This is a genomic window from Acaryochloris marina MBIC11017 (genome assembly GCF_000018105.1).
Lineage (GTDB): Bacteria > Cyanobacteriota > Cyanobacteriia > Thermosynechococcales > Thermosynechococcaceae > Acaryochloris > Acaryochloris marina.
The window spans coordinates 2152267-2177822 of the sequence record NC_009925.1 but is presented as its reverse complement, the minus strand read 5'-3'; the positions used below and the strand labels follow the sequence as shown (position 1 = coordinate 2177822).

22 protein-coding genes are annotated in these 25556 nt (G+C 50.1%); 6 read left to right on the top strand and 16 right to left on the bottom strand.

Translation table 11 applies throughout. The annotated features are described in order from the left end of the window. Positions 1-64 precede the first annotated feature (64 nt). Positions 65-985 carry a c-type heme family protein gene (locus tag AM1_RS09770; protein ID WP_010471973.1) on the bottom strand — a complete coding sequence of 307 codons (921 nt, stop codon included), beginning with the start codon at positions 983-985 and terminating at the stop codon, positions 65-67. 317 nt (positions 986-1302) lie between these two features. Between AM1_RS09770 and AM1_RS09765 the strand changes: the two genes are divergently transcribed. Next, on the top strand, positions 1303-2181 hold the full coding sequence (locus AM1_RS09765; protein ID WP_238549214.1) for a phosphate/phosphite/phosphonate ABC transporter substrate-binding protein: 879 nt from the start codon (positions 1303-1305) through the stop codon (positions 2179-2181). Between the two features lie 61 nt (positions 2182-2242). Here the strand turns inward: AM1_RS09765 and AM1_RS09760 are convergent, their stop codons facing one another. Beyond that, a complete protein-coding gene (locus tag AM1_RS09760) occupies positions 2243-2734 on the bottom strand; it encodes a hypothetical protein (RefSeq protein ID WP_012162666.1) in 492 nt (163 codons plus the stop codon). 233 nt (positions 2735-2967) lie between these two features. Between AM1_RS09760 and AM1_RS09755 the strand changes: the two genes are divergently transcribed. From AM1_RS09755 to purD, 3 genes are all read left to right on the top strand, one after another. Next, a complete protein-coding gene (locus tag AM1_RS09755) occupies positions 2968-3147 on the top strand; it encodes a hypothetical protein (protein ID WP_010471979.1) in 180 nt (59 codons plus the stop codon). A gap of 44 nt (positions 3148-3191) precedes the next feature. After that, positions 3192-3923: a class I SAM-dependent methyltransferase gene (locus AM1_RS09750; RefSeq protein ID WP_012162665.1), complete on the top strand. Its 732-nt coding sequence runs from the start codon at positions 3192-3194 to the stop codon at positions 3921-3923. Positions 3924-3993: 70 nt separating this feature from the next. After that, on the top strand, positions 3994-5277 hold the full coding sequence (gene purD, locus AM1_RS09745) for a phosphoribosylamine--glycine ligase (protein ID WP_012162664.1): 1284 nt from the start codon (positions 3994-3996) through the stop codon (positions 5275-5277). Between the two features lie 5 nt (positions 5278-5282). Here purD and AM1_RS09740 read toward each other — a convergent pair whose 3' ends face one another. From AM1_RS09740 to AM1_RS09730, 3 genes are all read right to left on the bottom strand, one after another. Then, complete coding sequence (locus tag AM1_RS09740; RefSeq protein WP_012162663.1) at positions 5283-5726, bottom strand: single-stranded DNA-binding protein; 444 nt, start codon at positions 5724-5726, stop codon at positions 5283-5285. A 147-nt stretch (positions 5727-5873) separates the two neighbouring features. Further along, positions 5874-8408, bottom strand: a complete 2535-nt coding sequence (locus AM1_RS09735) for a mannose-1-phosphate guanyltransferase (RefSeq protein WP_012162662.1) — start codon at positions 8406-8408, stop codon at positions 5874-5876. Positions 8409-8531: 123 nt separating this feature from the next. After that, positions 8532-9275 carry a DUF561 domain-containing protein gene (locus AM1_RS09730; RefSeq protein ID WP_012162661.1) on the bottom strand — a complete coding sequence of 248 codons (744 nt, stop codon included), beginning with the start codon at positions 9273-9275 and terminating at the stop codon, positions 8532-8534. Between the two features lie 259 nt (positions 9276-9534). Between AM1_RS09730 and AM1_RS09725 the strand changes: the two genes are divergently transcribed. Together AM1_RS09725 and psbA are read left to right on the top strand one after the other, a co-directional pair. Next, on the top strand, positions 9535-9885 hold the full coding sequence (locus AM1_RS09725) for a histidine triad nucleotide-binding protein (RefSeq protein WP_012162659.1): 351 nt from the start codon (positions 9535-9537) through the stop codon (positions 9883-9885). 141 nt (positions 9886-10026) lie between these two features. Next, positions 10027-11109, top strand: coding sequence for a photosystem II q(b) protein (gene psbA / locus AM1_RS09720; RefSeq protein ID WP_010482631.1), 1083 nt, complete (start codon positions 10027-10029; stop codon positions 11107-11109). Positions 11110-11255: 146 nt separating this feature from the next. On the opposite strand, the gene AM1_RS09715 is transcribed toward psbA, so the two are convergent. From AM1_RS09715 to AM1_RS09655, 11 genes are all read right to left on the bottom strand, one after another. After that, entirely contained in the window at positions 11256-12449 is a 1194-nt protein-coding gene (locus tag AM1_RS09715) for an FAD-dependent oxidoreductase (protein ID WP_012162658.1), read from the bottom strand. 3 nt (positions 12450-12452) lie between these two features. Beyond that, a complete protein-coding gene (locus AM1_RS38645; RefSeq protein ID WP_012162657.1) occupies positions 12453-16682 on the bottom strand; it encodes a TIR domain-containing protein in 4230 nt (1409 codons plus the stop codon). A 117-nt stretch (positions 16683-16799) separates the two neighbouring features. Next, positions 16800-19820: an excinuclease ABC subunit UvrA gene (gene uvrA, locus AM1_RS09695; protein WP_012162656.1), complete on the bottom strand. Its 3021-nt coding sequence runs from the start codon at positions 19818-19820 to the stop codon at positions 16800-16802. Between the two features lie 61 nt (positions 19821-19881). Then, positions 19882-20445, bottom strand: coding sequence for a rhomboid family intramembrane serine protease (locus tag AM1_RS09690; RefSeq protein ID WP_012162655.1), 564 nt, complete (start codon positions 20443-20445; stop codon positions 19882-19884). Between the two features lie 82 nt (positions 20446-20527). Beyond that, on the bottom strand, positions 20528-20833 hold the full coding sequence (nuoK, locus tag AM1_RS09685) for an NADH-quinone oxidoreductase subunit NuoK (RefSeq protein WP_012162654.1): 306 nt from the start codon (positions 20831-20833) through the stop codon (positions 20528-20530). Between the two features lie 44 nt (positions 20834-20877). Further along, entirely contained in the window at positions 20878-21474 is a 597-nt protein-coding gene (locus AM1_RS09680) for an NADH-quinone oxidoreductase subunit J (RefSeq protein ID WP_012162653.1), read from the bottom strand. Between the two features lie 3 nt (positions 21475-21477). Then, on the bottom strand, positions 21478-22080 hold the full coding sequence (gene ndhI, locus AM1_RS09675) for an NAD(P)H-quinone oxidoreductase subunit I (protein WP_012162652.1): 603 nt from the start codon (positions 22078-22080) through the stop codon (positions 21478-21480). Positions 22081-22151: 71 nt separating this feature from the next. Next, positions 22152-23270, bottom strand: coding sequence for an NADH-quinone oxidoreductase subunit NuoH (gene nuoH / locus AM1_RS09670; protein ID WP_010467643.1), 1119 nt, complete (start codon positions 23268-23270; stop codon positions 22152-22154). 155 nt (positions 23271-23425) lie between these two features. Then, positions 23426-24562 carry a citrate synthase gene (locus tag AM1_RS09665; protein WP_012162651.1) on the bottom strand — a complete coding sequence of 379 codons (1137 nt, stop codon included), beginning with the start codon at positions 24560-24562 and terminating at the stop codon, positions 23426-23428. An 86-nt stretch (positions 24563-24648) separates the two neighbouring features. Continuing rightward, positions 24649-25152: a phosphohistidine phosphatase SixA gene (gene sixA / locus AM1_RS09660; RefSeq protein ID WP_012162650.1), complete on the bottom strand. Its 504-nt coding sequence runs from the start codon at positions 25150-25152 to the stop codon at positions 24649-24651. Continuing rightward, positions 25152-25445, bottom strand: a complete 294-nt coding sequence (locus AM1_RS09655) for a DUF3288 family protein (protein ID WP_010467646.1) — start codon at positions 25443-25445, stop codon at positions 25152-25154. The genes sixA and AM1_RS09655 overlap by 1 nt, the downstream gene beginning before the upstream one ends. Positions 25446-25556 lie beyond the last annotated feature (111 nt).

Below are 25556 nucleotides of genomic sequence, written 5' to 3'. Positions count from 1 at the left end.
CGCTGACTGACAGTGCTGCAAATCAAGCTCTCCGTTAGTCACCTGCTATGCCTGATGGGATGACTTAAGGATTTTCTGGGTTCTGCTTCAGCATATTCATAGCCATTTCCAAGCTGACCTTTAAGCGGTTTACGGAGGCTGCAAGCACTCCAATTTCATCATTGGGTTTATGCTCAAAGTCAGTATCCGAGGCCCCAGTGCTGACGTCTCTTGACCACTTAGACATTTTGGTTAAGGGCGTAATAATTGAGAATTTCAAGAATAGGTTGAGAATAACGGCCGCAACGATAAATCCAGCGGCTAGAATGCCAATCACGATCAGTTGCAATCGTCGAGCTTCTGCAAATACCTTACTGGCCGGCACGGAAATCATTTGAGCACCAACAATCTCGTTGAGTTCCCAACCAAAACCGCCGGTATCTCCATAGGTTTTAATTTGGCTCGCAGGGGCTCGATCGGGGGTACTGTGGCAGACTAAACAACTCTCACTTTTAATCTGTAACGGTCGGGCAATATAAAACAAGTCTCCGGCTGAAATTTTGCGAAAACCGACCTGCTCTTGCAAATCCGGCTGACTACGGAATCTCTCAACGATTTCCGTCTCAAATCTATCGGCTTTGTCGCGGATATAGGTGGGGTTTAAAGTTGCTTCTTTATAGAAGAAATCACTGTACTGATCCCGTTTTTGCAGGTTAGTAAAGACTTCTCGAGCCGAATAGCCAGGGACGCTTGTTTTGATGAACTGACCATCTATCTCTAGTTCAGGGGAGAGCTTTTGGATGGTTCCTTGGTTCACTTGTTTACTGGTATATTCCCGAACAGACGTCATGGTCTCAATCAGGACTAATGCTTTGTCCTTGACTTCTTGCTCCGCATTCTTTTGCAAAACATTGGATAAAAGTAAACCATTAATCAAAACAATAATTAAGAAAACCGAAAGCAAAATGAGATTTAGCTTGACGCCCAATTTTAGATTTTGGAACATTGGCAGGATTCCTTAGCTATTGTTTAGATAAGTATTATTTTGCAAATTTGAGTGGTTTATTACCAAAGTTTTAAGTCATGTAAAGTCACAATGATTATTTTCAAGCAGAGAATTATTGCGGCTTTCAATTTAATATTGATGTCTCTACGGAACTTGGTCTATGCTGGGATATTATCTGATGTGATTTTTGACATTGTGATACTTTGAAACAATTGATTTTGCTAGCTTATAGCTAATTCCAAGCTTAGCTTAGCTAGACGAACCGCGACAAGATCAAGCATAGATAAGTTAGATGAAGTTTTTTTATGATCTTGAAGATGCATTCTCGCCGTTTTTTCTGGGTTTTCTTAGTACCTATTTTGTGGTTGTTGGTCGCCTGTAACGGCACTGAGAATAAACCCTTAAAGAAATTAGTGATTGGTGTTGTTAGTTATGGTGAAGGTTCTCGTTCGTTAGAGCAATATGCTGACTTGAAAGAGCATTTAGGAGCTGAATTAAAAAGCCTCATTGAGCTAGAACCTGCTCTCAACGAAATTCAAGCCATAGATCAAATTGAGAGGCAAAATTGGGACCTAGTCTTTGCGCCACCTGGATTGGCTGCGATTGCTATTTCTCAGGCTCAGTATGTACCCGTGTTACCTCGTGAGGGGGGGGATCAAGAGCAGTCTGTCATTGTGGTTCGAGAAGACGACCCCTCAACGGCCATTAAAGATCTGGGGAATCAAGTTGTTGCATTAGGACAAAAAGGATCGGCTGCTGGTTACTACTTTCCGGTATTCAATCTGTATGGTTTAACGCTTGCAGAAATTAAGTTCGGGGCTACACCCAAAGAAGTACTGAAGTGGGTTGATGGGGGCGAAGTGGTTGCAGGGGCACTCTCTTTGGCAGAATTGGAGCGGTTTCGCTCTGAGTTTAAAGGGACTCAATTCCGCATTCTCTATCGCGATTCCCATCTGGTGCCTTCAGGCTCTGTTTTGATTGGTCCTGATGTTGATGATGCGTTGAAAGAACAGTTACTAGAGGCGTTGGAGTCCGCCTCTCCTCGGACGAAACGATCCATCGGCTATATCTCGAATGCTCAGCCACCTGATTATGAATACTTGATCAAGGTGGTTAAGCGGGTTCAACCCATTGCCCAACGGATTAGAGAAAAGCCAGCTCCTTTATATGAAGCAGCAGAAGTTCCTGCTCCTTAGATGTATTCTGATCGTTTTTAGATTCTCTATGCCAGGGCAATAGTATGTCTGAGACGCAATGCTAGGGCAGGTGATGTCTAGCGTCAAAATAGTGAGAGGCGCCGGTCCCAAGCCCTTGCCAGGCCTGATTTAAATTATCTTGGTCGAACGGTGGAATGAGACGGGTCAAGACGTGCTCCATTAATTTCAACCCGCCCAGCTGGTAGAGAATCTGGCCGCATTGCTGTGCGATCGCAACATTTCGTCCCCTGGTATAGGTCATCCGAGACTCCCCCACGGCACCGTACTCATCCTCTGCCAAACTTAGCCGTAACAGCTGCATAATGGCTCGACTGGCGGTCAACGAATCAAAGGCAGACAAGCGAATATCTTGAATTAAATTCGGTGTAAAGCCCTGGTCATAGCGCTGCAAAATCTGTCGGGCTTGTTCTCTTGCTTTTCGATCTTGTTCGGCCAAATGCTTTTGCTGTGCTAGGGACTGTTGATAGTCGTCATCCGTAATGACTTCAGTCTCGACAGATACCGCATCTGGCTCATGAGCAGACTGGGACATGGTTGATTCCTTCGACGGTCATTTCTATGATGACATTCTGGTGCCGACACCGCCTGAATTGCTGGGATAGGAATAGGACCAGAACGAAATCTCAATCAGTCGTTTCCATTAGTGGCTCCAGGGTAAACCAACGTGGCATTACAGAACTGTGCAGATACAAACAATTGCCGGATCTGTGAACTAAAATTGAGGCATTATCATCGTCGAAACGTTCGATCAGGAGGACATCGTTTATGCCCTTTTTTGTCTGGCTACTGTTAGTCGTCATCTATACGGGGGGCGGTTGGCGCTTTTGGGCTGGATTTAGACAGACGAATTTCACCTCGAACCGTCTTGTTCTCACCCTGCTTTGGCCCGTGATGTTAGCGAATAAGTCCTATCGCCAGAATTTCGTTAAAGCTCTCAAAGGCTAATCTCTCTATCGATCAGACGCTTGCCCTACATTCCGAGTCGCACTATGGCTAAAAAACAACAGCAAACGAATTTGTACACGAGTTTGCCTCAATTAGCCAATCCTGATGATCAGTGGCATGAGCAGATCCAGGCGGTGACCCAACGGTTTAACCGTGAATATGAACAGGCGGCCTTTGAGCTACCGCCTGAAGTAGAAGCAATGCCTGTGTTTCAAGACTGGAATGCGGGGCGTCTGCAAGCCAGAATTGCCTCTGAATTTTGGCAGTTCCAAAAACCTAAGAAAAAACAGCATTGGCTGGATATTGGCTGTGGGCTGAGCTTTTTGGTCTATCCCTGGTTTGAATGGGAAGCCTATTTCTACGGTCAAGAGCTGAGTAAAGTCGCCCAGGAAGCCGTCAATAGTCGGGGACCGCAGTTAAATTCCAAATTGTTCAAGGGAGTAGAGCGCGGCCCGGCGCATCATCTGAAGTATGAAGACAACCAATTTGATGGGGTAATTGCGACTGGCTTTAGCTGCTATTTTCCCCAGGACTACTGGCAAACGGTACTCACCGAAATTAAGCGAGTGCTTAAAACTGGGAGTGTTGTCGTCTTTGATGTCATTGATCCTGATAGCGAATTAGCCGATAACTGGTCCATCCTAGAAACCTACTTAGGGGCAGAAGTGTTTCCTGAGCCCCTCGAGACCTGGAAAAGTGTGATTAAAACGGCAGGGGGTAAGGTCATCAAAGCTGAGAGTCAAGAGCTGTTTCACCTGTTCAAAGTCAAGTTTTAACCTGGCTGTTGACCAATGCTACTAGCGTCACCCAGACTATAGGATGTTCTCTGTTGGGTAGACGTTAGCCGTGAATATTTTAGTGATTGGCAGTGGTGGTCGCGAGCATGCATTGGCGTGGTCCTTGTTGCGATCGCAAACGGTGCAGCAAGTGTATTGTTTACCTGGCAACGGGGGTACTGCTACCCTAACCAACTGTCAAAATATTGATATTTCTGAGCAAGACTTTGCTGCTATTGGTCAATTTGCCCAATCCCAGGACATCGCCTTAGTAGTTGTGGGGCCAGAAGCACCTCTGGCTGAGGGAATTACGGATGCCCTGCAGCCGTTTAACATCCCTGTATTTGGCCCTACCCAAGCTGGTGCCCAACTCGAAGCCAGCAAAACCTGGGCCAAAACCCTCATGACCGAGGCTGGTATCCCTACGGCTAAGGCCCAAACCTTTACCGATGTAGATGCTGCTCAGGCTTATATTCAGTCGGAAGGTGCTCCAATTGTGATTAAGGCAGATGGTCTGGCTGCAGGCAAAGGAGTGACCGTTGCTCTCACCCTAGATGAAGCATTGAATGCTGTGAATGAGGCCTTCTCCGGTAAATTTGGCGAAGCGGGCCAGACCGTTTTAATTGAGGAATATCTAACAGGGCAAGAAGTTTCAGTTTTAGCTTTGACGGATGGCAAAACCATTAAACCGTTGATTCCAGCTCAAGACCATAAGCCCATTGGCGAAGGAGATACGGGGCCAAATACCGGCGGTATGGGAGCCTATGCGCCGGTTCCCTGGGTTACCCCTAAATTAATGCAGCGTGTAGAAACAGACATTCTTCAACCTACTCTAACGGCACTGCAGCAGAAAGGCATTGATTATCGCGGTGTGGTCTATGCAGGGCTGATCATCACTCCTACCGGTGAGCCCAAAGTCATCGAATTTAACTGTCGATTTGGCGATCCCGAGACCCAAGCAGTATTAAGTCTTCTAGCCACCCCGTTGGATCAGCTCTTGATGGCCTGTACCCAACAAGAACTGGCTGAAATTGATATCCAATGGCAGTCAGGCTTCTCAGCCTGTGTCGTGTTGGCCTCAGGAGGGTATCCCGGTAGCTACCAAAAGGGCTTCCCAATTGCCGATCTTGATAAAGCCGAAGCCCAGAACGTCACCGTCTTTCATGCTGGCACCCAACTTAAAGACCAAGCCATTATCACCAGTGGCGGCAGGGTCTTAGCGGTGACTGGACAAGGGAGCACCTTTGAAGAAGCGCTAAAAACGGTTTATCAGGCGATACCGTCCATTCAATTTGAGGGCTGCTATTACCGCCACGATATTGGTCAGCGCACCATTAACATCAATTTGGATTAAGCCGACTAGAAGGGAATGTCATCGTAATTGGGTTCTGCTTCTGCTGGAGCTGGCGCCGGCGGTGCAGGAATGGCTGCAGGTGTTGCCGCTGCTGGAGCGGCAGGACGAGCGGGTGCGGCCGCAGGGGCAGCACTCGCGCTGATGGACATATCAGTGGTGTGAATTCGTGACGCCGTTAACTCAGCTTGCTTTTCTTTAAAGCCTTCGGGACGGTCGATGGTATTCATGCCGAGGCGACCTTCAATAATGACCTGATCGCCTTCTTGAAATTGTTCTTGAATTTGTTGGGCTAAATTTCCCCAGCCCGTTACTTTGATAGTAGACATGGGATCGCCAGACCGCAGGGCGGGAAACTGCACCCACATTTCGGAGATGGCGGTTTGTCCATCCTGGGTATAGCGCAGTTGAGGGGCTTTGGTAATCTCTGCCATTAAGACACAAGTATTCATGTTTTTAGTCCTTCAAATCTTCTATCGGGGGGAGATTGCAGCCCTCTACGAGCAGAGTCGCAAGCTGAGCTCAAATGGGTTCTCAGGGCTGTGACCTTGATCGTCATCTTGCAGACTCAGGCAGTCTACCAAGAATGCAGAAAGGGATCAGCTTTCCTCAAGATTGTTTTCTAAATCCGGATCCCGTTCTGTAAATTCTTGAATGCGCTGACGATACTCCCGTAAGGTTGCGTCCACCCATTCGCGGTCGCCCCCATTGGCAAAAATATGCACTAATGGTTCGCTGGCGTCGGGGAGAATTAATGTCCAATTATCGGATGCGGGGTCTTTGACCTTAACGCCATCGATCAGTTCTAAGGTCTCAGCCGGATGGGTCTCGACTAAGTAGCGCATCAGTGCCCCTTTTCGATTCCAAGGGCATCGTACTGTTTGTGTTCGATGAAAAATGCGGGGCAAACTGGCCTTAAGTTGCCCAAGGGATTTTTGCTGGAGGGTTAGCATTTCAATCAGCTTGGCAATGGAAAACATGGCATCAAATCCGGGATGCAGCTGGGGAAAGATAAATCCCGTATCTGCACTGCCGCCTAACACCACATTGGGGTTTGTCCAGCAGGTTTCCATTAAAGCGGTGGGGTTGACCTTAGTGCGAATGACGTTGGCATCGTGACGGCGGGCAATTTGCTCGACGGCACTGGAGGTATGCACGGGGACGACAACGGTGCCCCTAGGATTGGCAGTTAAAATAATCTCTACCATCAAGGCGGTTAACTGCTCTCCTCGTATAGCGCTCCCGGTTTCATCTACCAGGAGAAGCTGCTCACCATTGGCTGCTACCTGGACGCCAAAGTTAGCCTTTAAGGCTTCCACCACAGGGCCGAGTTGGGTGAGTAACTCTTCCCGTTGTTCCGGGGTGGGGCCTTTTGTGCGCAAACTCGCATTGAGAACGACGGCATCACAGCCAAATTTACTGAGCAATCGCGGTAAGACTGCACCCGATACAGCATAGACATAGTCGATAACGACTTTGAAGTCCCCTTCTCGGACCACGGCGGTATTCAGCCATTTTTCGAAAATCTGGGCGTAATCATCTAATAAAACGCCGGGATAGGTAATGCCACCAATTTCGCCAATGGGAGCTCGCCGAAAATCTTCTTTAAAGTAGGCCCCTTCAATTTTCTTTTCCTTGGCCTTGGAAATATTAATGCCCTGCTCATCAAAAAATTCAATCAGGATAAAGTCAGATCGCTCGGGGTGAATCCGCACATGAACCCCACCAACCACGAGGGCATTACGAGGGACACAGCGAGCAATCGGTAGTGCAGTGGCTTCTAAATTCTGAACATCGATGCCCACGGACATAATGCCTGAGATTAAGGATCGAGACACCATCCGCGAAATACTGCGTTGGTCACGGGAAATCGTAACCTGAGATCCGGGTTTTAGGGTTGAGGCATAGGCTGCGCCGAGTTTAACGGCAAATTCTGGCGTAATGTCAACGTTGGCTAAGCCGGCGACGCCTCTCTGGCCAAAGAGATTCCGGGGGGCAGTACTGCCCCAAATTAAATTGATATTGAGGGCGGCACCGGGTTCAATATGCTTACTGGGCCAAACGCGTACTCCTGGGCTAACCTGGGCTTCTTCTCCCACCGTTGACAGGGCTCCAACCACTGCGCCTTCTAAGACATGGGCGCGACGATCGACTCTTGCCCCTCGGGCGATGCCACAGGCCCGAAGATGGGCTTCTTCTCCAATCAGGACTCCATTCCAGATAATTGGTCGCTTCAGGTCTGCATCATTGCCAATGGTGACGTTATCCCCAATCACGGTACCGGCTTCGATATTGGCCCGTGGCCCAATCCGACAGTTATCGCCGATGAGGATGGGGGGATGGAGCTTGGCCTCTGGATCAACATGGACGTTTTGCCCCATCCAGAGTCCGGGATTCATTTCTTGGTAGGCAAATTCAATTCTGACGTTCCCTTGCAGGGCATCGTATTGGGCTTCTCGATAGGAGTCTAAACTACCGACATCACACCAATATCCCTCAGCGACATAGCCAAACATGGGTTCCCCTTTCTCCAAGAGGAGGGGAAATAGATCTTTGGAAAAGTCGGTCTGTTGATCGCTGGGTAGGTAATCTAAAACCTCTGGCTCCAAGATATAGATACCTGTATTAACCGTGTCAGAAAAGACCTCGCTGGTGGAGGGCTTTTCTAAAAAGCGACAAATTTGATGGGATTGGTCTGTAATCACGACCCCAAATTCCATGGGATCAGGGACGCGAGCTAATACTAAGGTAGCTTTAGACCCTTTCTGCCGATGAAATTTAATGGCGGCTGTTAAATCGAAATCCGTAATGCAATCGCCGCTAATCACCAAGAATGTATCCGTGAGTAGGGCGGAAATATTCTTGACACAGCCTGCAGTCCCCAATGCCTGTTCTTCTTCGATGCCATAGGTCATTTGAACACCAAAGTCAGAGCCATCGCGGAAATAGTCCCGCATGACATCGGGGAGGTAATAAAGCGTTGCAATAATTTCGTAGATCTGATGGTGCTTGAGCAGATTAACGATATGCTCGGCAATCGGTCGATTGAGAATAGGTACCATCGGCTTGGGTAGATCGCAGGTTAGCGGTCGTAACCGAGTCCCTTCTCCACCAGCCATGAGTACGGCTCTCATAATTTCTGCTCCATGAACTACGCCCAATACCCTGCTGATGCAGGGTATTTAAGTTATTGTCTGAGATTGTGCAGTCACCCCTTTTCCGCCAGTTGCTGACGGTCCATTAGGTGGTATGGCCAACTATCCAACCGCAGGCCGATGAACGGATTGGGGTAGGGACTCTACGAGGCTTCTGACGGCTGCGACCATTGCTAGTGGATCATTGAGTCGATTGACGGCTGATCCAACTCCAATTCCCGAGGCCCCTGCGGCAATGGCCAGAGGCGCTGTGACGTTAGATAAACCAGAAGCACAGAGCACGGGAATATCAACGGATCGGGAAATCTCATAGGCAGCCGCTAAGGTGGGGGCTGCTTTCTCCATCAATCCTAACGTGCCTGAATGGCTCGGATCACTACTGGTGCCCCCTTCTGTTTGGATCAGGGTGGCTCCTGCTTTGACTAAGTCTTGAGCCAGCTGGACCTGTTGATCCAACTCCAAAATATGGGGAACGGTAACGGATAAAGGAATGGTGGGCAATAATGCTCTGGTTTGATGGGTCAGTTCTAAGACGTCCTTGGCGCTGAACTGACGTCCTTGGGCGTAAAAGCTATCAAAGTTACCAATTTCGATTAAATCTGCACCAGCAGCGACGGCCTCAACAAACTTTTCAGGCTCTACGGCGGATACGCAAATCGGTAACTGAATGGATTGTCGAACAGTGCGGATTAGATCAGCATCAGCAGCAATATCGACAAAAGTGGCTCCACCTTGTTCAGCAGCTTTAACCACGGCAGTGACATGGGCGATATCGAAGTTGTTTAAGCCACTGATGATTTTGATGGCCCGGCGTTGAGCGACAGCTGATTGCAAGTGAGGATGCATCATTATTCCTTACCAGTTCTAGGGAGACGGTTACGCAAAGTTTTAAACACGTTCAAACGTTTACATGCCTTTACATTGCAACGTTTGCAGCGCTTTACCATACTACTTCGCACCTGACTATCTGTATATGGTTCTACCGGCTTTCTCTTGGGGCTGATTTTTGGCTGGATTATTCTCTAGGACTAAAGATTTGAATTCCTAGGCTGACCTCCCGTAGGATGAATTCAAATTCCTTTCATTTGACTGGATTAGTTTCTTTATGAGTCAAGCGCCTGAAACGATTTTTAGCAAAATTATCCGTCGCGAAATTCCCGCAGATATCGTGTATGAAGACGGGCTTGCGATCGCATTCCGAGACGTCAGTCCTCAAGCCCCGATCCACATTCTGGTGATTCCTAAAAAGCCCATCCCTCGTCTATCAGAAGCGGAACAGCAGGATGAGACTTTACTGGGCCATCTTTTAAGAGTGGTTCAACAAGTTGCAGTCCAAGAAAAGCTGGAGCAGGGGTTTCGTGTGGTGATCAACAACGGTGAAGACGGTGGCCAAACCGTTGAGCATTTGCACTTGCATCTGTTAGGGGGGCGCTCCTTGAGCTGGCCACCGGGATAGCTACGATTGTGTTGCAATCCTAAGAAATACTTAAAAAGTTTACATTTTTAAATAGGGTAGTTACAATCAAGTGCAGAAGTTAACTTAGATTTATCTAACTGCTTCTGTTTAATACAAATTCATACTTCAGCAATCATAACCATGACAACAGTCTTGCAAAGACGCGAAAGCGCCAGCGCATGGGAAAGATTCTGTAGCTTCATCACCAGCACCAACAACCGTTTATACATCGGTTGGTTCGGCGTATTGATGATTCCTACACTTCTCACCGCTGTAACCTGTTTCGTAATCGCCTTCATCGGCGCCCCTCCCGTCGACATCGATGGAATCCGTGAGCCCGTTGCTGGTTCACTACTTTATGGCAACAACATCATCACTGGTGCCGTTGTTCCTTCATCCAACGCCATTGGCCTTCACCTGTATCCCATCTGGGAAGCAGCTTCTCTTGATGAGTGGTTGTACAACGGTGGCCCTTACCAGCTAATCATTTTCCATTACATGATTGGTTGTATTTGCTACCTCGGTCGTCAGTGGGAGTACAGCTACCGTCTAGGGATGCGTCCTTGGATTTGTGTTGCTTACTCTGCACCTTTGGCCGCTACCTACTCTGTCTTCTTGATCTATCCTCTAGGTCAGGGCAGCTTCTCCGACGGAATGCCTCTAGGCATCAGCGGAACCTTCAACTTCATGTTCGTGTTCCAAGCTGAGCACAACATCCTCATGCACCCCTTCCACATGTTTGGAGTTGCTGGTGTACTGGGTGGTTCCTTATTCGCCGCCATGCACGGTTCCTTGGTTAGCTCCACTCTAGTTCGTGAGACCACCGAAGGTGAGTCCGCCAACTACGGTTACAAGTTCGGCCAAGAGGAAGAGACCTACAACATCGTTGCAGCCCACGGCTACTTCGGTCGTTTGATCTTCCAATATGCATCTTTCAGCAACAGCCGTTCCTTGCACTTCTTCTTGGGTGCATGGCCCGTTGTCTGCATCTGGTTGACTGCAATGGGCATCAGCACCATGGCCTTCAACTTGAATGGTTTCAACTTCAACCACTCCATCGTTGATTCACAAGGTAACGTTGTGAACACATGGGCTGACGTACTAAACCGCGCCAACTTGGGTTTCGAAGTTATGCACGAGCGTAACGCTCATAACTTCCCCTTAGACTTGGCTGCTGGTGAGTCTGCTCCTGTTGCTCTTACTGCTCCTGTCATCAACGGTTAATTCCTGAACTGATTCAGTTCTGAATTAAAGGTTTAACCTCGGTTAAACTGAGAACCTAATTTGAATAAAGCGCTCCTCCGGGGGCGCTTTATTTTTGTGTAAATGCGTATAGGACTCCAGTCTTTTCTTGGCCTGACGGAGGCGAGTTAAGTTGATTCAGTTGTTAGCTCATACTGGTAGAGCCAATCTGAAAATGCCTTTTCGCTGACTTTGGCCTGGTCTGGTACTTTTCCTAAGGATGTTTTGAACCATCGAGGTCGTAGGAAAGGGTTGCGCATTTGAGCAGCGGAGTACATTGTCCGATATTGAATAGTATGGGCGCGCTCAATACGGTTGTTTTCGTAGTTTTTCAAAGCGTTTGCTAGATTGCCCTGTTGAGATAAATAGGTGGATAAGGCCCACACGTCTTCGAAGGTGGTGTTAGTGCCTTGGCCTAAGAAGGGTGCCATTGGATGGGCGGCATCCCCGACGAGGGTGACTCTGCCGTTGCTCCATTGAGGCAAGATCATAGGCTCGCATACGGGTCTTTCAACGATGGTGTCTGCATCTGTGAGGTTCACCAGTTCTTGTAAGGTAGGATGCCATTTGGAGAGTTCCTGTAGGACTCGGGTTTTTGCTGCTTCGGGATGTTGGGATCGATGAATGGTGGGCATGGGTATCTCTAATGCCCATGAGACATAGCCTTGGCCGTTATCTAGGAGGATTAAACTTTTGCCTCGTTTGGCAAAAATCGTGGTGTGGTGAGGGGGAAGCAAGGGATGCTGATATTTTTGGACGCCGCGCCAGGTCATCCAACCACCATAAGCTGGGTCTTCTAGGTCAAAGAGTTGTTTGCGGACGATGGAACGAATGCCGTCTGCGCCAATCAGTAGATCAACGGTTGCCATTTCACCGTTGGCAAAGGACAGATTGACGTTTTGATGGGTTTGCTCAAAGTGAGTGAGTTGATGATTGAGGTGAAGAATTTCTGGGGGGAGTTTGGCCCTCATTATTTCTTGGAGGCTAAACCAGCGAATGGCTAGAAAGGGCTGATCGTAATCGTCATCTTTGACGGGTTGGTTGAGGAGGGGCCATCCTTTAGCGGTTCTGATGCGGAAGCGATTGAGTTGGGAGCCTTGCTGTTGTAGTTGTTGAACAATATCGGTATCAATGGCGGCTAGGCTTCTGATGCCGTTGGGGGAGAGGGTGACGCCTGCGCCGATGGGCCGCAAGGCTGTGGCGCGTTCATAGATATGGACTTCTATGCCTTGCTTTCTGAGGGCGATGGCTGTGGCGAGTCCTGCGGGGCCTGCACCGATAATGCCAACTTTATTGAGGTAAGGGGACTGTTCAGATTGCATAGATTACGGCTTTAGAGCTTTCTCCCGCCAATGTCTGACACTCATCACGTCAAAGCGTTCACCCACAAATTCGATCTGTCGAATCTGTTTTTTACCATTTTGGGTTTTCTGTTGAAGATATTCGCTAATTTCCATCCAGCGAATTTCGCCTTCCGAATTACGAATGACTAACATAACTGGATATTTCTGATTTATCCAATATTCAACATGTCGTTGCTTGGAAATTTTGAATATTTCCACTCCATCACGTTTTCTTTCAGACAGATACGAGTCGCCTGATTTGAGCTGTAGGTAAAGGCGCTGGCCCGTTGCCTCACCTTCGTCATTCTTAAATTCAATCTCCATATCGAGGCCGTGGTCGCTAACGGAGAATTCACGGGAAATTTGGCCTGCTAGCGCAACCGTGGAAATCACATCACCAACAAGGGCTCGTTCTTTGCTCTCGTTATCCAGCTCACGTTGGGCTTCTGCTTCTAAGGTTCTGACTCGACTAAGGATGTCGGGGTCTGCAAACGTTGCTTCCATTTCGTCCCAGAGCTGCACGTATGTCTCGCAGTTAACGCAGATGATTTTTGCTTCTTTCCCTTGGTCGTGTAGACGTTGCATAGCCCGGTTGCGATTCTCGACAGGTTCGCCACAGTTGCCACAGACCCAGTGGCGCAGCCGTTTGACCTGATCACGATCTTTGACTTTGCGGAATAGATGCTCCTGAACATATTGGCTAAAGATCATCCGCTCGCCAATCGACAGCTTTGGGTCGAAGTAAACCAGCAATTCTGCTTTTCCTGCTGCTTTGCGGGAGAGTTTAACCCCCAACTTATAGCCAGTCCTGCTTTTGAAATCTGCGGCGTCTTTCCAGAGTTCTTCAGTTTCAAAAGGGCTGATTCGGTGCAGGCGAACAATAAGAGTCGCATAGATGTCATCAAGAAACCCTGCAAACTCATAACTGACCATAACGGAGGGGTGTTTAATCAGATCGGGACGCTCGCGGCGAGCATAGCTAGGGAAGATCAAAAGGGTTCCGGTTTCCGTAGGTTCGCTCAGGCAGAGGCTATTTTCAACCAGGAGTCGGTGCATCGCCAGCAACAGAATACGTTCTTCCTCTTCCGGTAGCCGCTGGAGATCGTTGGGATAGCTGAGCTGACCAGCCAGGACACAGGCTTCTGTGATACAGCCCAACTCGCGTTCATCCTCTTGAATTGTGCGAATAACGGCTTGAGCATAGGCATTGATTAGTTCAGGCGCTAGCAGAACCCAGGAGCCAAATCCGAGTTCCCACATTACACCTGGACCAGCGAGAAGTGAAATAACAGTCTTTAGCTCTGTGTCAGTAAAGCGTTCCCCACTCATACGCAGGGTTAGGGCCTCACGCAGTTCGTTGAAGCGCATCAATGTGCGACCTTCGTCCTTGAGGGAGACAATCTCTTGTTTGAGTCTTCTGAAAAGCTTAGGTGTTGTCCGTTTGGCGATGCTATCCCAATCGATTAACTGACAGATTGCCTGTTTTAATTCCTTACAGCCGATGTTCTCTTTGGCACTCGTTTCGATGTATTCCTCAAATCCATATTCTTGGGCAAATTCTTCAACCTGATGGCGACTGACACTGCGTAGACCTCCGGCATCGATGCGTCCGGCAACGAGCAATTTTTTAAAGTCGCCTGTAGCGGCCCTTGTCAGATCCCGATCCCAGGTTCGTAGTCCCTCCAGGAATTCTGGCTTCTGTGGATCAAAGACTAAAGCCGCTACCTGAGTCTGATCCATATAGAGTTGGTGAATTAGCCGCTGATCCGCCTGTCCCCCAAAATCCCATAGCCAAATCTCCTTTTCTACGCCGTCGTTTGACTCAACAGGAAGCTTCCACTGCGTCGCCCAGGCACCGACTGTAGAATCAGTCTCTTTATAGGCGTCTAGTGCCAGCCGGTTGGAAAGCCCGGTTTTGCCCGCTGCACTGTTGCCTACAAATAAGACTTTGGCGTTTGTATATTCGACCTGATCGGTGACTACTGGCAAGGTTTCATCGCCGTATGGCCATAAACGTAGGACACCATTTGATGCAGAAGAATAGTATTGGCGACCGTCGGCGCTGAAGGCCACGCTCCAGACTTCGCCAGTGTGTCCTTCCATGACCCTGAGGGTTTGTCCGGTATCCACGTCCCACAGGCGCACGGTGCGGTCCTGGGAGCCGGAGAGGGCGTAGTGACCGTCGGCGCTGAAGACCACGCTCTGGAGGTATTCAGTGTGTCCTTCCATCACCCTGAGAGTTTGTCCGGTATCGACGTCCCACAGGCGCACGGTGTTGTCATTGGAGCCGGAGAGGGCGCGGCGACCGTCGGCGCTGAAGGCCACGCTCCAGACGGCGTCAGTGTGTCCTTCCATGACCCTGAGGGATTGTCCGGTATCGACGTCCCACAAGCGCACGGTTCTGTCATAGGAGCCGGAGAGGGCGCGGTGACCGTCGGCGCTGAAGGCCACGCTATTGACGGAGTCAGTGTGTCCTTCCATGACTCGGAGGGATTGTCCGGTATCGACGTCCCACAAGCGCACGGTTCTGTCAGAGGAGCCGGAGAGGGCGCGGCGACCGTCGGCGCTGAAGGCCACGCTCCAGACGGCGTCAGTGTGTCCTTCCATGACTCGGAGGGATTGTCCGGTATCGACGTCCCACAAGCGCACGGTTCTGTCAGAGGAGCCGGAGAGGGCGCGGCGACCGTCGGCGCTGAAGGCCACGCTCAAGACGTAGGAAGTGTGTCCTTCCATGACCCTGAGGGATTGTCCGGTATCGACGTCCCACAAGCGCACGGTTCTGTCATAGGAGCCGGAGAGGGCGTAGTGACCGTCGGCGCTGAAGACCACGCTCTGGAGGTATTCAGTGTGTCCTTCCATCACCCTGAGAGTTTGTCCGGTATCGACGTCCCACAGGCGCACGGTGCGGTCCTGGGAGCCGGAGAGGGCGCGGCGACCGTCGGCGCTGAAGGCCACGCTATTGACGTAGGAAGTGTGTCCTTCCATGACCCTGAGGGATTGTCCGGTATCGACGTCCCACAAGCGCACGGTGCGGTCATAGGAGCCGGAGAGGGCGCGGCGACCGTCGGCGCTGAAGGCCACGCTCCAGACGGAGTCAGTGTGTCCTTCCATGACTCGGAGGGATTGTCCGGTATCGACGTCCCACAAGCGCACGGTGTTGTCATCAGAGCCGGAGAGGGCGCGGTGACCGTCGGCGCTGAAGGCCACGCTCCAGACGTAGTCAGTGTGTCCTTCCATGACTCGGAGGGATTGTCCGGTATCGACGTCCCACAAGCGCACGGTTCTGTCAGAGGAGCCGGAGAGGGCGCGGCGACCGTCGGCGCTGAAGGCCACGCTCTGGACGGAGTCAGTGTGTCCTTCCATGACTCGGAGGGATTGTCCGGTATCGACGTCCCACAAGCGCACGGTTCTGTCATAGGAGCCGGAGAGGGCGCGGCGACCGTCGGCGCTGAAGGCCACGCTCTGGACGGAGTCAGTGTGTCCTTCCATGACTCGGAGGGATTGTCCGGTATCGACGTCCCACAAGCGCACGGTTCTGTCAGAGGAGCCGGAGAGGGCGCGGCGACCGTCGGCGCTGAAGGCCACGCTATTGACGGAGTCAGTGTGTCCTTCCATGACCCTGAGGGATTGTCCGGTATCGACGTCCCACAGGCGCACGGTGTTGTCATTGGAGCCGGAGAGGGCGCGGCGACCGTCGGCGCTGAAGGCCACGCTCCAGACGGCGTCAGTGTGTCCGAGCGATAGAATTTTTAACTTAAATTCGTCTTGAGTGAGTTGTTTTGGGTCTGGTAGCGGAGCGTCTTGATAAGGTTGACAAGCTGTCAGCAGTTTGCCATATGCTTCAGAGCTATCCTGCCTACGCCAATCGATATAGCTAAACTGTGCCAGTGATCCTCTGATAGTGGCGTCATCTAATCGGAGGGGAATAAAGCGACGGTCCTTGTTTAGTGGGTCTTTAAACCGAAAGGTATAACTCTCCAACTGTGCCCAATCCGACCCAAATGCCTCAGCAGACATGCACAGTACCAACACTCGGGACTGTTCTAACCCTTCCTCAATTTTGGCTGGAATGCTATCTCCAGGTCGAATGCTCCACTCATCGAACCAGACTTTTACCCCAGCAGATTTGAGCCGCTCTGCAATCTTCCTGACCACATCTTTATTCTTGGCACTGTGGCTGAGAAAAACATCGTATTGGAAATTAGCTGCCACTCATTGCTCCTGGCCGACCCTTGAAAAGCCAACAATTAATCTCTTGAATTTGCTCTATATCAAGAGCAATCAGGATAATCAGATTGCAACTGTATTCTAATACGTGAATTAGCGGATTTAAGCGTCAGCAGCAATGGTTGGCGGATGAAGCGCTAGCACCTGCTTAAGATATTGTCCCGTATAAGACCCAGCGACATTCGCAACCGCTTCTGGCGTCCCCGTTGCCACCAATTCACCCCCACGATCGCCCCCATCTGGTCCCAAATCAATCACCCAATCCGAGCAGCGAATCACATCCAAATTATGCTCAATCACCAATACTGAATTGCCCTTATCCACCAGCCGCTGCAACACATCCAGTAACTTGTGTACATCATAAAAAGACAACCCCGTCGTCGGTTCATCAATTAAATACAGCGTCTTACCCGTCGCCCGCCGGGATAGCTCCGTCGCCAACTTCAACCGCTGGGCTTCTCCACCCGACAGCGTTGGAGCCGTTTGTCCCAGCCGTACATACCCTAGTCCCACATCCACCATCGTTTGCAGCTTATTTGCCGCCTTCGGGATATTCTCACAAAACTTCAGGGCTTCCTCCGCCGTCATCGCCAGCACATCGGCAATTGACTTGCCCTTATACTTCACCTGCAGCGTTTCCCGGTTATACCGTGCCCCCTTACAAACCTCGCACTGCACATAAACATCCGGCAGGAAATTCATCTCAATCACATTAACCCCTTGCCCACCGCAGGCTTCACAGCGCCCGCCCTTAACGTTAAAGGAAAAGCGACCGGGCTTATAGCCCCGGGCCTTGGCTTCCACCGTTTCCGAAAACACGCTCCGAATCACGTCAAACACCCCCGTATAGGTGGCAGGATTGGAACGAGGCGTGCGACCAATCGGGGATTGGTCAATGACGATGGCCTTATCCAAACTCTTCAGACCTGCCACTCGGTCCAACTCATTCGGAAACGGTACCTTAAAGCCCAAGTGATGCTGCAACGCCGGATAAAGCAATTCATTCATCAGCGTCGATTTCCCCGACCCTGATACCCCGGTAATACAAACCAGCTTGCCCAAGGGAATTTCCACATCCAGGCTTTGGAGATTGTTGCGATAGGCATTGTGGAGGCGCAACGCCCGACCATTCCCGGCTCGACGTTCAGGCGGGGTAGGAATCACCCGCTTCCCAGACAGGTAAGCCCCCGTCAAGGATTCGCCATTATCCAACAGTTCTTCTAAGCCCCCCTGCACGACAATATCGCCGCCATGCACCCCCGCCGCTGGACCGATATCCACTAGGTGGTCTGCAGCTCGAATTGTATCCTCGTCATGTTCCACCACAATCAAGGTATTGCCGAGGTCCCGCAGCTTGGTTAGGGTTTGCAGCAACCGATGATTATCTCGTTGATGCAAACCAATACTGGGCTCGTCCAATACGTAGAGAACCCCCGTTAACCCTGCACCAATTTGAGTTGCCAGACGGATCCGTTGGGCCTCTCCTCCCGATAGGGTCATGGCTGTTCGATCTAGAGTTAGATAATCCAGCCCCACGTCCAGCAAAAACTGCAATCGGGCCTTAATTTCTTTGAGCACTAGCTCCCCAATTTTGGCCTGGCGAGCAGTCAAAGTCATGGCATTAATCCGTTCCAGGCAGTCGCGAATAGAAACGCTGGTCAGATCGGGCAGGCAGAATTGGCCCATCCGTACCGATAAGGCTTCTGGTTTCAGTCGCCGCCCCCCACATACTTCACAGGACTGCTGAATCAAATATTTTTCTAGCTTTTGCCGATACTGCTCGGAGGTGGTTTCTCGATAATGCCGATCCAGCAGGGGAATCACGCCCTCATAGCGTTTGTGATAGCCCTTCGATTCTCGATAGCGAGAATCCACTTCCATATAGATGGGTTCTTTGGTGCCATGTAAAACGATATGGCGCTGCTCGTCCGTTAGATCAGCCCAGCTTGTTTGTAGCTCAAACCCGAAGGCTTGGCCCACGCTATAAAGCAGCGAGAAGTAATAGGTATTATCTTTCTCCGACCAGGGAGCAATGGCGGCATAGACGGGCAGATTGGGATCTGGGACAATCAAATCTTCAGAAAAAACTTTAAGACTACCCAAGCCGTGACATTCTGGACAGGCCCCATAGGGAGAGTTAAAGGAGAACAAACGAGGCGATAGTTCTTCCATCACTGCCCCATGCTCAGGACAGGCAAAGTTTTCGGAAAAGACAAAGAGTTTGGGTTGGGTTTCGTCACCGTAGCTGCCTTCTGCCTCTGCCACCTTCAGGGATTTTGCCTGGGTAATGGGCACCACCTTATCGGTGGGGGCAGGCAGAACGTCAACCATGACGATGCCTTCAGCCCGTTGTAGTCCGGTGGAGAGGGAATCCGCAAGCCGTTCTTCAATCCCCGGCTTCATCACCAATCGATCTACGACTACTTCAATGTCGTGCTTGAAGTTTTTATCCAAGGTGATGGCATCACTCAGTTCTCGCACGTCGCCATTTACCCGCACCCGGACAAATCCCTCCGAAGCCAGACTAGACAGCAGCTTTTTATGGGTGCCTTTTTTGCCGCGAACTACGGGGGCCAGAATTTGGAACCGCGCTTTCTCCGGTAGGTCCATCACCTGATCGACCATCTGGTCAATGGTTTGGGGTGTAATGGCGCGATCGCAATGGGGACAGTGGGGTTCTCCTGCCCGTCCGTATAGTAGGCGAAGGTAGTCATAAATCTCTGTCACTGTCCCCACCGTGGACCGGGGGTTGTGGGAGGTGGATTTTTGGTCGATGGAAATGGCGGGACTCAGCCCCTCGATGGCATCCACATCTGGCTTATCAACCTGGCCTAAAAATTGGCGGGCATAGGCACTGAGAGATTCCACATAGCGTCGTTGCCCCTCCGCAAAGATGGTGTCAAAGGCCAGGGAAGATTTCCCCGATCCCGACACGCCCGTAAAGACGATCAGCTGATCGCGGGGCAGGTCTAAATCAATATTTTTGAGGTTATGCTGACGGGCTCCCCGAATTCGAATCCGATGGTCGGCGGGAATTTTTGTTTTCTTGACCCGACCATTGGGAGAGGAACGACTGGCCGCTGCTTTCTTCTCTTGTTTGGGAGCATTAGCGCGGCGAGGCATAGTAACATTTTGAAAAATTACTTAATAATTCTACCGCTTATTTGTGAGCTTCTTGGGGCAATTAGGCTGCTGATTTGGGTTTTGCGGTCAGCCATTTCGCCGCTAGTCCGCCCCCGATAAATCCAAACAGGTGGCCTTCCCAAGAAATATGGGGCATGGTCGGTAACAAGCCAAACAGCATACTGCCATAGACAATGGCCACAAACACCGACAGGGTAATGGCCGGCCAACTGCGCTCAAAGTATCCCCGAAATAGCAGATAGCCCAGGTAACCGAAGACCAAGCCACTGGCCCCAATATGGAGGGTATCACTGCCGCCAATCAGCCAGGTGCCTAGACCACCCACCACCATCACAATCAGACTGACGGAGAAAAAGTCCATAATCCGGCGGACCATCACCAATCCGCCCAAGACCAGAAAAGGAGCTGTATTCGCGATTAGATGTCTGAAGTTGCCGTGTAGAAAAGGCGCAAATAGAATACCCCGTAGGCCAACAAGGCTACGGGGTTGAATACCAAACTGAATCAGTAAATCACCCGTCAACCAATTGATAAGCTGGATGCTCCACAGTGTGACTGCACAGAGTCCTAAAATTTGCAGTTGGGTTTTGAGCTGATCTCTCATGCAGGTTGCGATGCGCTACATCTCAAGCATAATCAGCTCAGCAGTGAGATCGCCACTCTTGACTCCAAGATAAGACGGCCTGCTACCACTTCAGCAAATTGAACTGCTCCATATCGACTGTGTCACGGTTGCGGTAGATGGAGAGGATAATCGCCAAGCCAACCGCCGCTTCGGCGGCCGCAATGGTAATGACAAATACGGTAAATACCTGACCATTAATGTTTTGGCCATCCAAGAAGTTGGAGAAGGACACTAAATTTAAATTAACGGCATTCAGCAGTAGCTCTACTGACATTAATACCCGGACTGCGTTACGGCTGGTCACTAGACCATAGATGCCAATACAAAATAGGGCAGCCGCTAAGAGTAAAAAGAACTCAAGGTTCATAGGGATTCTCTAAAATTCTCCAAGACTTAAAAACGGATTCAGCGCTAAGCAACAGGCTCTTTGGGACGCTCTGGTAATTCCAGTACTGGCGCTGGCTCTTCTCCCACAATGGCAGTTTCTTCACCAATAATGGTTTCCCGGCGGGCTAAGACAACTGCACCGACCAAGGCCATCAGCAAGAGAATGGACGCCAATTCAAAGGGCAACAAATAATCGGTGAAGAAATGGATGCCAATGGTTTCCACTGATGAAGCAGGGGGGGCGAGGGCTACATCTACCGGCCAGTTGGTTTGCAGGACCATTGTTGCCAGCAGGGTAAACAGAGCCAAGGACACAAAAGCGGTAGAGACTTTCCGAATCCAGCGTCTGGGTAGAGGTTTAAAGTCTTCAGTTTTATTGACCAGCATGATCGCAAACAGAATGAGGACGTTGACCGCACCCACATAGATCAGGATTTGGGCCGCCGATACAAAGTCCGCATTCAGCAAAATGTAAAGACCCGCAATGCTGATAAAGACTGCACCTAGGGTAAACGCTGAGTAAACAATGCTCTCAAATAAAACCACTCCTAAAGCAGCTCCAAGCATCATGACAGACAAAAGAATGAGGGAGACGAGCTGAACCCCTTCTGCAAGATTCACTGATTAGCCCTCCTTGGTTTCGGGTTTCGGTGTGCTGGCGACAATCTCGGCGGGGGTTTGCCCAGCTCGGGGTGCCGTATGGTCCACGTTATGACCATCCATTTCTGATTCTGGTAAGTAAGCAAACTCGCGAATAGGGGTGACCATTGGATCTTGCGTCACTTTGTAGGGTAAACGTCCCATCGCCACGTTATCGAAGTTCAGCTCATGGCGATCGAAGGTCGATAGCTCGTACTCTTCGGTGACCGAGAGACAGTTTGTGGGACAGTATTCCACACAGTTGGCACAGAAAATACAGACCCCAAAGTCAATACTGTAGTGCTTGAGCTGCTTCTTCTTGATCTCCTTATTGAACTCCCAATCCACCACGGGCAGATTAATCGGGCATACTCGAACACAGACTTCGCAAGAAATGCACTTGTCAAATTCAAAGTGAATCCGACCGCGAAATCGCTCGGAAGGAATCAGCTTTTCATAGGGATACTGCACCGTAATCGGACGGCGCTTCATATGGTCGAAGGTCACGGCTAGACCTTGGCCAATGTAACGAGCCGCTTGGAAAGATTCTTTTCCGTAACTGGTGACTTGATTCAGAAACTTGAGCATGGATGTTCACTCTCAGATGTCGGCAGATGAAGGCTGGCGTTAGTTTTAAGTTTAGAAAATTTACCTTGTGCCTATCCACCAAAGGCAAAAGGAAACGCTAATTTCAGACCGGCGGTGAGAAGGAGGTTCACCAATCCCACAGGCAGTAAAAATTTCCAACCAAAATCTAAAAGCTGGTCAATACGGACTCGAGGAACGGTCCAGCGCAACAAAATAGCTAGGAACAGGAAGAAATAGGCTTTCAGCAGGGTCATTACCAAGCCTAGGCCAGCCGTCACTAACTCAAAAATGGCATTGTTGGGATCGACATTAATCCAGTCTGCAATCATGGTTGCTGGAATGGGGAGGTCCCAACCGCCAAAGTAGAGGACCGCTACCAGAATTGAGGACAGTACGAGGTTGACGTAGGACCCCAAATAGAACAGAGCAAACTTCATGCCTGCATATTCGGTTTGGTAACCGGCCACCAATTCTTCTTCCGCTTCGGGTAAGTCAAAAGGGAGACGTTCACATTCCGCCAAGGCTGCAATCCAAAACAACATGAACCCAATGGGCTGGCGAATAACGTTCCATCCGAGGATGCCATAGCCTGATTGCTGGTTAACAATGTCAATGGTGCTGAGGCTGTTGGACATCATCACCACAGCCAAGACTGCTAAGGCCAGTGGGATTTCATAGCTGATGGATTGGGCTGCAGCTCGGAGTCCACCCAGCAAAGAGTACTTGTTATTGGAGGAATATCCCGCCATTAGCAGACCGATTGGCGCAATGCTAGATAAGGCAATCCAGAAAAAGATGCCAATCCCTAGGTCTGTAATCAGAATATTCTGACCAAACGGGACAATCAGATAGGAGAAAAAGACAGGGATGACGACCAGGATGGGACCTAACGTAAAAAGCCAGGGGTCGGTATTGGCTGGCACAATGTCTTCTTTAAAGACGAGTTTGATGCCGTCTGCCACTGGCGCTAGGATGCCCAGCGGTCCAATATATTCGGGGCCAATCCGTTGCTGAGCCGCCGCTGAAATTTTTCGTTCTAGCCAAACCGAAACCAGGACTCCCACTGTTGCGCCGATAATCATCAACAACATGGGGATCGGAAGCCAAATGGTTTTGGCGACACCGGGGGTTAACCCCAATTCCATTAAAGTTTCAACAAAGCGTTGTTCAAGATCAATACCTGGGTTCATTGCCGCCCATTCTTACTGAATTTATGATTTGTAAAGTTTCTTGATGCCTAAACCAGTATATACGCCTAGGCGAGTTTCTAGGAGAATAACTTCATGCTCCGAAATCCATTTCCCTAAGGGCTGAAGGAAAGGATTGATTCTAGTCTATGTCTGTTCTAACGGCTCTCTGGCGGGATATAAGCAAGACTATGGTCGCCGATATAAACCTGGCTGGGGCGATAAATCCGGTTCGTTTCCAACTGTTCTCGCCAGTGGGCTAACCAGCCAGCCACTCTTGCGATCGCAAAGATAGGTGTAAATAAATCCGTGGGAATTCCCAGTTTTTGGTAAACCAGCCCAGAGTAAAAATCAACATTGGGATAAATCCCTTTACTCCCCAGTTTTTCGGCCACTGCTTTTTCCAGCGCTAGGGCAATTTCATAGGAGGGATCGCCACCGGTTTTATCAAACAATTGTTCGGCTAATTTCTGTAAGATCTTTGCTCTCGGATCCTTCACTTTATAGACACGATGCCCAAATCCCATAATTTTAGATTTGGTGGCGAGCTTCTCTTCTAAGAAAGGCTGGACATTCTCCACCGAGCCGATCTCCGCCAGCATAGTGATCACTTCTTCGTTGGCTCCCCCATGTAAAGGCCCGGCTAAGGTGCCCACGGCTGAAGCCACAATGGCATAGGGATCGGTGAGGGTAGAGGCGGTGACCCGAGCCGAGAAGGTTGAGGCGTTCATTGTATGCTCGGCATGCAGGATCAAGCAGGTGTCAAAGATTTGGGCTAAAAAGGGGTCCGGCTCCTGCTCATTCATCATGTAGAGGAAGTTGGCAGCATAGCTCAAATCATCCCGAGGTCGCACCGGGTCATTACCTTTGCGAATATGCTCAAAGGCTGCCACCATCGTTGGGATTTTTGCCAGTAATCGCACCACGGCCCGACGAATATAAATGGGATCATCTAAAGCCCGTCGGGAATAGAACAGTCCTAGAGCTGCGGCTGACGCCTGTAGGGCATCCATCGGGTGACCGCTTTCGGGAAAACACTTCATCATGTCTCGGATGCGATATTTGATGCGGCGATGATGGGTGATTTCTTCTTGAAAAGCGTCTAGATCATCCGATTTGGGAAATTCCCCCCAAATCAATAGATAGGCCGTTTCCAGGAAGCTGCTGTTGTCTGCGAGGGCTTCAATGGGAACACCGCGATACTCCAACTTACCGACTTGGCCATTCACAAAGCTGATCTGGGATTGAGCAGCAGGAATTCCTTCTAAACCGGGTTGAAATTCACAAGCGACCATAGTGTCTCTCAGATGAAGGTGAATAGATCGCCAACTGCCTGGAAGCACTGAGGGGGAGCCGGGCAGGGCGAAGGAGGGTATGGGCTCTAAAACAGCAATTTTGGAGCAGTCAACCAAAACAGGGTGCTTTGCCCTACAGGGTTGTGATGCTCAGGCAGGAGTAGTCCAATCATACCAGCCTTCTTCACAACCAGTTGCTGACGGGGTTGTCCCCAAACTAAAATCTCCGCCCATGTGCTCAGATTCGGTTCATGCCCGACCAAGGCTAAATGAGTCAAACCTGGGTTTCGCCAATCCTGTAGCCATTGGAGCCAGTCTGGCCAGTTGCCGTCGGGACTTAATAAATCGGAGACATGGATGCGGGGGACTAATCCTTGGTGTTGGAGAATCTCAGCGGTTTGATGGGCACGGACTAGCGGACTGGTCTGCAAATCATCAAAATGGATTCCTAGCGTTTGTAGTCGCTGGGCCACTTTCTGGGTTTTCTGTCGACCTTTAGCGGTTAAGGCCCGCTGCTGATCAGGGAGATGGGGCTGTCGCTCTTCGGCAATTCCATGACGAATGAGATAGAGCTTCAGGGGCGGTGCCATTAGGTCCAGTCTTCTTTTTTATTCGTCCGTACGGTGTAAATTTTCTGGGTAGCGTGGATTTCACGGGTCTTCTCAAAAAGTTGGTCTTCGGTGACATCCCATTTTTCGAGTAATTTATCCAGATCCTTTTGGATGTCACGACTCCCCGGAAATCCGGCATAGCGAATGCGGAGTCGGGCCAGTTCAGCCCAGTTCAGTGCATTGGGTTCTTCCCGGAGCAGGCGATTTAGGGTGTTGCGATCGCGATCTTGTTGAGGATGACGTTGATCCTTAAGACTGTTCTCTGGCGGCATAGGATATCAACCGAATATGACCAATGAAGGATTTAAGTTTACCAGTGCACTAGTGGAGCCTTCCCGGATCTTAAAAAAATAATTCGGAACGCTGGATCCCGGATGAAGCAG